Below are 11,254 nucleotides of genomic sequence, written 5' to 3'. Positions count from 1 at the left end.
CGGCAATCTCTAAGCAACCACTTGATTTATGGAGATTGCTTCGGTCACTACGCTCCCTCGCAATGACACGCCAATGGGTTTTTAGAGGTGCCCAAATTTAAAATGCTCAGCTTCACATTTTGTCATTACTAATTTGTAATTCATTTTTCATTTATAATTGGTCATTTGACATTATTCTATGCGGATAACGATAAATAACAAAGAGTACGAGATACGAGATACGAAAGACGAGATACGTCTGATCGACCTCCTCCGCAACGAGCTCAAGCTCACCGGCACCAAACGTGGATGCGACATAGGACTTTGCGGAACCTGTACGGTGCTCGTTAACGGTCAGATAAAACGCGCCTGCAAGCTGAGGCTTAAACAGCTCAAAGAGGAAGATTCCATTCTAACTATAGAAGGCCTTGCGGAAGGCAACGAGCTCCACCCTATTCAGGAGGCATTTATAAAGGCAGATGCTATTCAATGCGGATTCTGTACTCCCGGAATGGTGTTGGCCACAAAGGCCCTTCTTGACAAGAGCCCGAAACCCTCCCGCGAAGAGATAAAGAAGGCCCTGCAGGGGAACTTGTGCCGCTGCACAGGCTACCAGCAGATATTCGAGGCGGTGGAACTGGCGGCAAAGAAGATGCGTTGTCGAGGGCGAAGAACCCCCGCCGCGTCATGATATATTGGATCCTTCGGGCTTTGCCCTCAGGATGACATAATTATGAAAGGTTTCGTTCTAATAACAGTTACCAAGACTTCCGGAAGCACGCCGCGCCACGCAGGTAGCAAGATGATCGTTAACTCCGACGGGAGCATAGCCGGAACGATAGGCGGCGGCGCACTCGAACATCAGGCAATAAAAGACGCTCTCGAAATCCTTGAAAGAGGCGAGCCCGTTACCAAACGCTATCCCTTGGGACCAATGCTCGGCCAGTGCTGCGGCGGCGAGACGGAACTTTTCTTCGAAGCATATAAAGAACCGAAACGCGTGGTAATATTTGGCGCCGGTCATGTTGCCGCAGAGCTCTCCCCTCTTCTCAAGAAGCTTGGATTTGGCATTACCCTCGTAGATGAACGAAGCGAACGACTCGAGAACCCGGCATTTCAGATCGTCGACGAAAAGGTGAACGAACTTCCCTGCGACGCCCTGAAAGGGATCGAATTTACAAGTGACCTCTATTTGATAGTCCTCACCCATCAGCACAAGCACGATGAAGAGATAGTGGCCTACTGCCTTGACAAGCTTTTCAAATATCTTGGCATGATAGGCTCAAGGACAAAATGGGAGAAGTTCAAGGCGCGTTACAAAGCGAAGGGTTCCACCGATGAACAGCTCGCGCGCGTAAGAACGCCCATCGGCCTTGACATCGGCAGTGAAACACCTTTTGAGATAGCGGTGAGTATAGTTGCAGAGCTGATTTCTTTCTGTCATTGCGAGCCCGAAGGGCGTGGCAATCTCCCGTAAATATTTTGACTCGCGGGGGTTTGCTTCGTACCGCTTCGCGTCCCTCGCAATGACATTCTTATGAAAAACATCCCCGCTATAATTCTTTCGGCAGGCGCCTCAAAACGAATGGGCTTTCCCAAGGCGCTCATCAAGGTTGAAGATCACACCCTTCTTGAAGATCAGATATCGCGTCTAAAAAAGGCGGGGTGCTCGCCCATATTCGTGGTGCTTGGGGCAAACGCACATGTCATTGCAAGCTTGCCCCGCGCTACGGGGCGGGCAAAGCAATCTCCAGAACACAATTGTGTAAGGGAGATCGCCACGTCCGCCAAGGGCGGACTCGCAATGACCGTCACCAACCGCAGATGGCGTCTGGGCCAGTTCTCATCTATTAAATGCGGCCTCCGCGCCCTTAAAAATATTTCCGGCGGCGCGATAATCCTCCCCGTCGACGTCCCATTCGTTCCGGCAAGCGTCATCAAAAAGATCCTGCACCACGCTTCACCCAAATATAGCGCTGTCATCCCAACCGCTCTGCGAGCGCGCGATAGCATGATTGCGCGATCGCGCGAGAAAGGCCATCCCATCTGGCTTTCACCGCATCTTATCAAGAAGGTCCTTCGGACATCTTCCAAGGCAGGAAGGCTCGATAGAATTTTGGGATTGGAAACCAAGATAGCTCTTGTTAGAACAACTTCCAAGGCGATACTGAATAACGTGAATTTTATTTCAGGTCTGAAATAAATCTCTTCAGGATAGTTCCCGCAACATGGACACGATAATCCTTTGTGGAACGGATGTCATTTATAGGTGCCGTCTCTTCTCTCGCCATTTTTACGGCCTTGTCTATCAGGTCACGGGTCAGCTTTTTTCCGGAAAGTAACAGCTCTGTCTTTGGGCACCTAATGGGCGTTGGGGCAACGCTCCCGTAAGCTATGATAAAATCGCCAGCGTTATTGTTCGGGCGAAGTCGAGAACCAACACATTGCGTCTCGACTCGTCTGCTGGAAGCGGACTCGCTCGAAGAATAATGACGAAAACAGGCGCATATCTTAGATATCGCCTGCGCCTTTCTGGTGCCTATCTTAACAAAACTCGCGCGTTCCCCCTTTATCCCCTTTTTTATAATGAACTTCGTTAATATCTCATCGCTCGCGGCGGCTGTCTTGCGGTAGCCTTTATAGAACTCGTTGAATGCGACCAGCCGGGCACCGCGAACGCTCGCAAGCTCCACCTCTGTTTCGTAGGCGATGAGCACAGGGAGTGTGTCTCCCGCAGGCGATGCGTTCATTACATTGCCGCCTATTGTGCCTCTGTTCTGTATCTGCGCGGCACCAACGGTCCGGCAGGCCTCTGCAAGCGCCGGAATGCATTTCAGGACCGCCTTATTTTCGTAGATCTCGGCGTGAGTCGCAAGCGCACCGATCTCCACCGAACAGTTGGCCTCTTTTATGCCGCCAAGCTCCTTGATACCCCAGATATTAATGACACCATCAGGGGATTTACCCAAGACCTTCCACTGGGAGACAATGTCCGTACCGCCGGCAAGGATAGGATAGCCGGTCTTTGAGAACAGTTTGAGAGCCTCTTTTAAACTATTTGGTGAGATGAATTGCATAAGGGCACCTCTATAAACCCATTGTTATGTCATTGCGAGGAGCGTCCAGCGACGAAGCAATCTCCATAAATCAAGTGTTTATGGGGGATTGCCGCGCCCCTTCGGGGCTCGCAATGACAGAGTGAGTAGTTTATAGAGGTGCCCATAATATTTTTCATTCCTCCCCTTTGTAAGGGGAGTCTAGACGGGGTAGTTGTCTACCTCCCCCATCCCCTCCTTACAAAGGAGGGGAATCATTTGACGCTCTCTATCGCCTCTATAATTTTTTTATACCCCGTGCATCTGCAGAGGTTGCCGGAAATACCTTCTACTATCTCCTTGCGGCTGGGCTTCTTATTCTTTTTGAGAAGCGCGAACCCCGCCATGACCATCCCCGGGATGCAAAATCCGCACTGCACGGCACCGTGCTTAACGAAAGACTTCTGCAACTTTTTTCCCAGTGGGACATTTTCGACACCTTCTATCGTCAGTATCCCGTCTCCATCACTCAATTGGCCGACAAGTATCAGGCAGGAATTTACAAGCCTGCCGTTCAAGGTAACCGAACATGCGCCGCACTCCCCTTCACCGCACCCCTCTTTTGTGCCGGTGAGCTTAAGGTCGTTGCGGAGAAGGTCGATCAGACGTGTCTCGTATCTCGTATCTCGTATCTCGTACTCTTTGTTATTTATCGTTATCTGCATAGAATAATGTCAAATGACCAATTATAAATGAAAAATGAATTACAAACTAGTAATGACAAAATGTGAAGCTGAGCATTTTAAATTTGTCATTTATCATTCATTTATCATTGGTCATTTTACATTTGCCATTGCCTTAATGATCTTCTCCGCCGTTATCGGCAGGTCGGTCATTCTCACTCCGCACGCATTATATATCGCATTGGCAATAGCCGGCGCACCGCCGTCCAACGGAAGTTCACCAAGGCCCTTTGCGCCGAAAGGCCCCCACGAGAAATTATCTTCTACGATCATCGTTTTGAACTCCGGCGCATCTTTCGCTGTCGGAATGATATATGTCTGAAAGCGGTTATTTAGCGGCAGACCCTTATCATATTTCATCTCCTCCAGAACCGCGTAGCCCATAGCCTGCAGGGTGCCGCCCTCAAGCTGCCCCTCGACCGACTGCGGATTTATGGCCTTTCCCACGTCATAAACAATGTGCATCTTATCTACCGTAACCTCCATCGTTTCGGCGTCGACGCTCACCTCTGCAACATTACACCCCCACGCAAAGGTCGGATAGGCGTCGCCATGAAACTTTTCATGGTCCCACTTTATGCCCGACGGCAGTTCATAATGTTTTTCGATGATGGCACCGGCGTTCTTTTTTATATAATCTTTCGCGCTAATGCGCCTATGCGCTGATACGCTGATGCGCTTCTTCAACTCCTCACAGCACCACAAGAGCACCTTTCCGATGACCATTGTCGTGCGCGAGGCAACGGTCGGGCCGGAATCGGGGACGATGGCCGTGTCCGGCGCTTCACATCTGACGTTCGCAACAGGCAGGCCAAGGCCATCGGCAACGATCTGCGGAAGTACCGAGTGAGACCCCTGTCCCATATCGGTGCAACCGGTAAGTATCGTTACATTTCCGTTCTTCTCGAGCCTTATGGCCGCCTTACTTTTCATGATGGCCTCGCCGCCACCTGTAAACCCGGCGCCGTGCATGAAGAGGGAGATGCCAACACCCTTTCTTTGCTGGCCTTTCTTGCCTTGCTGGCTTTGCTGGCAAAATTTTTCTTTAAACTTGCTCGAGGCCGCGGCCTTTTCTAGGCATTCCATTGCTCCGACGCTCTCTTTCAATATCTGGCCGGTCGCTGTTTCATCGCCCACCTTAAGGCAATTCTTCCTTCGTATCTCCAGCGGGGACATCTTAAGTCTTTCCGCAATAACATCCATATGTGATTCTATCGCGAAAAGCGTCTGCGGTGCCCCGAATCCTCGGAACGCACCGGTAGAAACCGTGTTGGTGGCATAACAGACCGCGGTCGCTCGGACACTTGGGCAACGATAAGGACCCCACGCATGCAAAAGCCCGCGCGCAAGCACCACCGGTGAAAGGGTCGTGTAGGCCCCGCCGTCAAAGGCGACATCGATCTCCATTCCTAAAAGTGTTCCGTCTTTTTTAACTGCGGTCTTGTGTCTGACTATCGATGGATGCCTCTTTGTGGTATAGAGTATATCTTCATTCCGGTCGTAGACCATCTTAACGGGGCGGCCCGACTTCTTTGCGAGAAGAACGCAGTAGCCTGCAAGGAGAGAAGGATAATCTTCCTTGCCTCCAAATGCGCCGCCCATAAGCGCCTGCCTCACATTTACCTTGTCGGCATCAACGCCCAAAAGCGTCTTCATCGCCTTCAACACATAATATGGACACTGAAGCGAACCCTGAAGTGTAAAACCGCCATCTTTTCTGGGGATAGCGACCATTCCTTGCGGCTCTAGATAGGCATGTTCATGGTAGCCCGTTCTGTATTCGCCTTCTATCACATGATCGGCCTTTTCAAGGGCGCCATCAAGATCGCCCTTCTCCACATTGTATCTGCAGATCTCGTTATTATCGTTATATATGATAGCCTTTTTGGAACGCGCCTCTTCTATTGTGAAGACCGCAGGGAATTCTTCGTATTGGACCTTTACGTATTTCCTGGCCTCTTCGGCAAGTTCTTTTGTTTCGGCGGCGATAAGAAGAACGGCCTCACCGGCGTGATTGACGACATCTTCCACAAGGAACTGCTGGTCGTCCTTGATAAGGGTAACGATATTCTTTCCAGGGATGTCGTTATGATCGGCGATGGTCACCTTTGACCAGTCGAATGAAGGATCAAGTGTGATAGTTCTGACGCGCCCTCGAGGAATGGTTGCCCTTACAACAATGCCGAATAAAAGATCGGGGTAACAGATATCATCTATATACCGCGCCTTACCCGTAACCTTTTCAAAGGCATCGAATCTTGGAAGGCTCTTTCCAACGACATTTGGCATGCACGCCACTTTACAGCCTTAGCCTTCCTGCGCGCAATATATTTTTTACAAAATGGTTATCGCCCGACAGCCTCTACCCTCACCTTTGCAACGCCTTTTTTGACATAGTCGAGCTTTTTGGCGGCGGCCAGCGAAAGGTCGATGACCCTGTGGGTCCATTTTGCGGGGCCGCGGTCGTTTATTCGAACTTTGCATGACCTGCCGTTGTCAAGGTTCGTAACCTTGACCATCGTGTTGAAAGGAAGGGTTCTATGCGCTGCCGTCATTTGTTTGGGATCATACCTCTCGCCGTTGGCGGTCTTCATCCCCTTCATCCTCCAGCCATACCACGAGGCTTCACCGACCTCGTTATAATGTTTGTGCCCGGCGTGCCTTGCCGGCTTCTTTCCGCAGGCCGCAAGCGCCACCAGAAAAATAAGCACGAATACAAACTTTTTGTTAGACAATGACATCGCCGATAAGTATATACACGAAATACAGAATATGCCCAACTAACAAGTCCGTCTACGCTCTTAATGAGCTTCGGCGGGCATAAGATGGAGGCAAAACCATGACGACAGCCAGGTTTATTTATGATAGCCCGTTAAAAAATATCGATCTTTATTATGCAACCAGGTTTCTTGCACACGACCCCGTTGCTTTTTTTGAATTCAAGGGCAAAAAGCATTTAGTGCTAGATGCACTTGAGATAGATCGCGCAAAAAAACAATCTATCGCTGATAAGGTTTTACTGGCCTCCGATTACGATAAGGACTTTGAGATCAGAAAAGGGAATGTTATCGCAATTATGGATGTAATATTCAAAAAACTTGGCATTAAAAACCTTGAGGTCCCATATAACTTTCCTTTAGCCGTGGCAAATGCTTTTAAGACAAAAAAATACAAGATGACTATAGGTCCTAGTCCATTCTATCCTGATCGTGTACAAAAAAAGCCTCTGGAAAAAAAGGCGATACTTGAGGCACAAAAGAAAGTATTCAAATTAATGGCCCTTTCAGAAAACGTCATTCGACAATCTAAAGTGAAAAATGGCGGGTTATATTTTAAAGGTAAAACGCTAACTTCCGAACTGCTTAAAGAAATATTACAAATCGAGGCCATTCAACTGGGTCTTGAGATGAAAAATGCTATTATTGTGGCATGTGGAAAACATGCCATAGATCCTCATGATGAAGGAAGTGGCCCAATTAAACAGGGTCAAGCAATAATAGTAGACATATTTCCGATGTCCAGCAAGACACTGTTCTATGGTGATGCAACACGCACATTCTGCAAGGGAACGGCTCCTATTGCACTCAAAAGAATGTATGCAGTTGTAAAATATGCACAGGAAATGGCCATTGGCATGATACGTGCTGGAATAAATGGTAGATCAATCCACGAAAAAATAGTTGAATGTTTCGATTTAAAAGGGTATAAAACCGGCGAAATGGATGGTCGCCAGCAAGGTTTCATTCATTCCACGGGTCACGGCATAGGACTTGAATTGCATGAATATCCACCTTCCATTGGAACCAAAGATTGTATCCTAAAATCAGGATTTACCACAAGTGTCGAACCTGGCCTTTACTACAAAAAAATTGGAGGAGTTAGAATCGAAGACCTCGTCTATGTCACAAAGACCGGTTGTGAAGTGCTCGGTTATTATCCCAAACATCTGGAAATACCATAATTTTGTGTTCGCATTTCCAGACACGCGATTCGGAAAAGCGAACACTCTTCGTCCCGATTTTGGAACAGAAAATCTTTTCATAAAAAAGTTGGCAACTATCAAAGAAGTTACGGACGCCGGAGCAATAGGTATCATCCCCAAACCGCCTACATCCGAGGCGTTCAAAAGGATATTATAACCCCCGCAGTATCTAGTCCTTTTTCCTATTATAATCTTGAAAGGCGTCCGACGCCTTTTTGGGGAGCTCACCATGTTTATAACGTATAATGTTTGACAATTGCGGTTAATATAATGTAAATTGTCCCGCGGTGAGAGAATTCAACAAGAAGATTCTGGAGGACAATAGTATGAAGCGATATTTAAAGATTTTTTTGCTTGTTACGGTATCTCTATCGATCCTTTCCTGTTCGGCTACCACGACCAGCCGCTCTTTTAAGGAACAGTGGCGCGATTCAATGACAACTTCAAGGGTTAAGTGGAAACTCGCGCGCGACAACGATGTCAGCTCCAGCAATATTGACGTTCAGACATGGCGTGGCGTTGTTACGATGGTAGGCCATGTAAAAAATATCGAGGAAAAGGCCAGGGCCGAACTGGTGGCAATGGATGTGCAGGGAGTGACGGGCGTTAAGAACTATATCGAGGTGGCGGGAGAGGACTCCGCACAAACGTTCGCGAAAGACACGGTCATCGAGGAGAAGCCGCTTGTAGATACCGTGCAACCCGCGAAGGAAGCTCCCAAAAAGATCGCCAACAAAAAGATAACCCCAAAGGCCGTTTCAAAAGATGCAAAAGATGAAATGAAGCTCGTTGTCGCCGCAAAGAAGGAGATGAAAGAGGACCTTTTTGTTGAGCCCGCCGCAGGCAAACGTCAGAACGGCGTTTCTTACGAGATAAGCAAGGAGTTCGCCCAGTCGGGCATCGATACCGAAATGCCGCCCGAAGAAGATATAACCAGGCAGGCGCTGGAAGAATTGAAAGCACTTAAAGCGAGAAAAGGAAAATAAAACGGCCCGTATATAGTATTTCAACTTTTTATTCGTACGAAGTGCGAAATAAAAAGCTAGAAGTACTTATGGTTTTTAACAAAAATGCTCCCAACCAAAAGTTAAAACACCATATACGGCAGGATCAGGAGAAGTCATGAAAAAGATCGTAATGTTATTGCTGGCTCTGGCTATATCTTCTAGCGCATTCGCCAAAACCACCTATATCTACACCAACAGGCGCATGAACTTTGTGAAATTCGAGAGCGTGAAGGAGAAGGTGGCCAAGGAACTTGCTCTCACTCAGCCTGTAACAATGTCGGAAGAGCAGATGCGCGGTATCCTTAATAATATCAAATTATCACGCACATTTCTCATTAAGAAAGAGGCCGAGACTCAGGACGTTTTTGACGAACAGGCCGTTAATTTTCTCGCCCCGAAGCTGGTCGAGGCGCTGAACATGGTCACCGACAGGGATGTTATATCCTTTTCATATCTTTCAAAGAACCCTGTCTTTATCATCAGGAACGACAGGATAACGATCGCAAGGATGTGGGCGAGCGATAACAGGCTTCATATAGTATTTGAAAAGCTCTGCGCCCTCATGACCGGCGATTACGACAAGCGTGGCGATGACAGTAGGCTTATCTCCAAATCAAGAGGACTCCGGGTCTCTCTCGAGCTGAGGGACGGAATAGATTACGGGAACACAAGGGACGAGATAATAGTGGATCTTGCCCACGACTTCACCAAGCCCGCAACGGGCATAGCCGATGCAGAAACCACCGGTGAACAGACACCTGCCGAGACCTCAAAGACGGGTAAAAATGGAGCCGAAAAAGCTAAGACTCAGATCCAGGCCCCTGCAAAACCGGTGACAGTAAGAGATCGCCTAAAGGAGCTCGAAGAGCTCAAAGCCGACGGTCTTATAACCGACAAGGAATACAAAAAGAAAAAGCAGGATATTCTGAAGGGTCTGTGATCTGTACTAATTCCGACCTAATCTTACAATCAGACAAATCTGTTGACACATGATCTTACAGTCGGCGGACTTTATGTCAAGTTGGGCGGGAAGATCAGCGAGCGTAGAGATAAACAAGCGTCCCTGCGCCGAGGAGCCAGCAATAGACTCCGAACCAGTGAAACTTGCCTTTCTGAATTATAGAAAGAAGCCATTTGATGGAAAGATAGGCAACTGCAAAAGATACCACTGTTCCGATGATAATCTGCGGCAACCCTTCCCTTGGGAACGCTATGACATCCTTGGCATCAAGGACCGCTCCTCCAAGAATTGCCGGTATCGCCATCAGAAAAGAGAATCTGGCGGCCATTTTGCCGTCGAGCTTTAGGAACATTCCCATCGACATCGTGGAACCCGAACGGGAAACTCCGGGGATTATCGCAACGGCCTGGGCACAGCCGATGAGCAATGACCTGAGCCAGGATATAGAACCGAACGCGGGGGATCCTTCGCTACCGCTCAGGATGACAGAAGGTCTTATATACTTCGTGCACCAGAGGAACGTGCCGGTAAAGAGCCACGCATATCCAACAACAGCAACGGATGAAAACATCGCCTCGATAGAATTTTTGAATCCGAAACCCATTACCACTGCAGGGATGGTCGCCAAGACCACAAGCCAAAATAACCGCCACGCCCTGCCCATAAGGACATCTATTATATCTCTTCTGAATACCACAAGAACGGCGCACAGAGTCCCGACATGAAGGGCGACATCGAACGCCAATATAATGCCGTTCTCCGCCTTCCAGCCGAATATCTGCTGAACAAGAACAAGGTGACCTGAACTTGAGACTGGGAGAAACTCCGTTATCCCCTGCAAGGCGCCGAGAAGTACCGCTTGAAATATAGTTATCATTTGAAATACCCCCTTATCGTCTCAACAAGGGTCTTTCCCTCAAAAGGCTTCACTATGAAGCCGTCGCCGCCGGCCTCTATCCCCTTTTTCTTGTCAATATCCTGCCCCTTGGCGCTTAAGAACACGATAGGGATATCTTTAATGTCCTTATCGTTCTTCATGAGCCTGCAGGCCTGATACCCGTCCATACGCGGCATCATAATATCGAGCAGGATAAGGTCCGGCTTCTCCACCTTGGCCAGCTCTATCCCCTCAAGGCCGTCCTTGGCGGTGCAGATATCCATATCGGAGGCCTCTATCCTGTACCTAAGCGCCTCTATAAGGTCCGACTCGTCATCCACCACAAGAACTTTCTTTTTGTCTCCCATATCTCCTCCTTCAGTTGAATGTCATCCTGAGTGAAACGAAGGATCCCGCAGAATGGCACAATTTATCATTTTCCCAAAAGTTCTCCCACGCTCCGGAGGAGCTTTTCCATTATATCGCCGACCCATGGCTGGATTCCCGCTTTCGCGGGGATGACATATTTGTTCTTCGTGTTCACTTTTCTTTCCATAATACCTTCAGGGCACTTCTATAAACTACTCACGCTGTCATTGCGAGCCCCGAAGGGGCGCGGCAATCCCCCATAAACACTTGATTTATGGAGATTGCTTCGTCGCTGGACGCT

At 48.5% G+C, this 11,254-nt stretch carries 12 protein-coding genes; 6 read left to right on the top strand and 6 right to left on the bottom strand.

Annotation, left to right across the window (positions count from 1 at the left end; translation table 11 throughout):
• Positions 1–178: 178 nt before the first annotated feature.
• From COV46_06825 to COV46_06815, 3 genes are read left to right on the top strand one after another with little or no spacing between them, the layout of a single operon-like run.
• Entirely contained in the window at positions 179–670 is a 492-nt protein-coding gene (locus COV46_06825) for a xanthine dehydrogenase (GenBank protein ID PIR16823.1), read from the top strand.
• A 42-nt stretch (positions 671–712) separates the two neighbouring features.
• Positions 713–1,456, top strand: a complete 744-nt coding sequence (xdhC, locus tag COV46_06820; protein PIR16822.1) for a xanthine dehydrogenase accessory protein XdhC — start codon at positions 713–715, stop codon at positions 1,454–1,456.
• A 60-nt stretch (positions 1,457–1,516) separates the two neighbouring features.
• The gene (locus tag COV46_06815) at positions 1,517–2,182 is read left to right on the top strand and encodes a hypothetical protein (GenBank protein PIR16821.1); all 666 of its coding nucleotides are present in this window, start codon (positions 1,517–1,519) and stop codon (positions 2,180–2,182) included.
• Here the strand turns inward: COV46_06815 and COV46_06810 are convergent.
• From COV46_06810 to COV46_06795, 4 genes are all read right to left on the bottom strand, one after another.
• Positions 2,163–3,056, bottom strand: a complete 894-nt coding sequence (locus tag COV46_06810; protein PIR16820.1) for a hypothetical protein — start codon at positions 3,054–3,056, stop codon at positions 2,163–2,165. The two genes, COV46_06815 and COV46_06810, sit on opposite strands and share 20 nt — an antisense overlap.
• 233 nt (positions 3,057–3,289) lie before the next feature.
• On the bottom strand, positions 3,290–3,739 hold the full coding sequence (locus COV46_06805) for a (2Fe-2S)-binding protein (GenBank protein ID PIR16819.1): 450 nt from the start codon (positions 3,737–3,739) through the stop codon (positions 3,290–3,292).
• Between the two features lie 111 nt (positions 3,740–3,850).
• Positions 3,851–6,046 carry an aldehyde oxidase gene (locus tag COV46_06800; protein ID PIR16818.1) on the bottom strand — a complete coding sequence of 732 codons (2,196 nt, stop codon included), beginning with the start codon at positions 6,044–6,046 and terminating at the stop codon, positions 3,851–3,853.
• Between the two features lie 56 nt (positions 6,047–6,102).
• Complete coding sequence (locus COV46_06795) at positions 6,103–6,498, bottom strand: hypothetical protein (GenBank protein ID PIR16817.1); 396 nt, start codon at positions 6,496–6,498, stop codon at positions 6,103–6,105.
• Between the two features lie 98 nt (positions 6,499–6,596).
• Between COV46_06795 and COV46_06790 the strand changes: the two genes are divergently transcribed.
• The 3 genes from COV46_06790 to COV46_06780 all read left to right on the top strand — a co-directional run bounded on the left by COV46_06790 (position 6,597) and on the right by COV46_06780 (position 9,686).
• Positions 6,597–7,718 (top strand): hypothetical protein, encoded by a 1,122-nt coding sequence (locus tag COV46_06790; protein PIR16816.1) that lies wholly within the window; start codon positions 6,597–6,599, stop codon positions 7,716–7,718.
• A gap of 347 nt (positions 7,719–8,065) precedes the next feature.
• Positions 8,066–8,725 (top strand): hypothetical protein, encoded by a 660-nt coding sequence (locus COV46_06785; GenBank protein PIR16815.1) that lies wholly within the window; start codon positions 8,066–8,068, stop codon positions 8,723–8,725.
• Between the two features lie 136 nt (positions 8,726–8,861).
• Positions 8,862–9,686, top strand: coding sequence for a hypothetical protein (locus COV46_06780; GenBank protein ID PIR16814.1), 825 nt, complete (start codon positions 8,862–8,864; stop codon positions 9,684–9,686).
• A gap of 94 nt (positions 9,687–9,780) precedes the next feature.
• On the opposite strand, the gene COV46_06775 is transcribed toward COV46_06780, so the two are convergent.
• Both COV46_06775 and COV46_06770 read right to left on the bottom strand, forming a co-directional pair.
• Positions 9,781–10,584 carry an undecaprenyl-diphosphatase gene (locus COV46_06775; protein PIR16813.1) on the bottom strand — a complete coding sequence of 268 codons (804 nt, stop codon included), beginning with the start codon at positions 10,582–10,584 and terminating at the stop codon, positions 9,781–9,783.
• Positions 10,581–10,952, bottom strand: coding sequence for a two-component system response regulator (locus COV46_06770; GenBank protein PIR16812.1), 372 nt, complete (start codon positions 10,950–10,952; stop codon positions 10,581–10,583). The genes COV46_06775 and COV46_06770 overlap by 4 nt, the downstream gene beginning before the upstream one ends.
• Positions 10,953–11,254 lie beyond the last annotated feature (302 nt).

It is taken from the genome of Deltaproteobacteria bacterium CG11_big_fil_rev_8_21_14_0_20_49_13 (genome assembly GCA_002796305.1).
Taxonomy (GTDB): domain Bacteria; phylum UBA10199; class UBA10199.
Note: the sequence above shows the minus strand (reverse complement) of the source record. Positions and strands in the feature narration are given on the sequence as shown.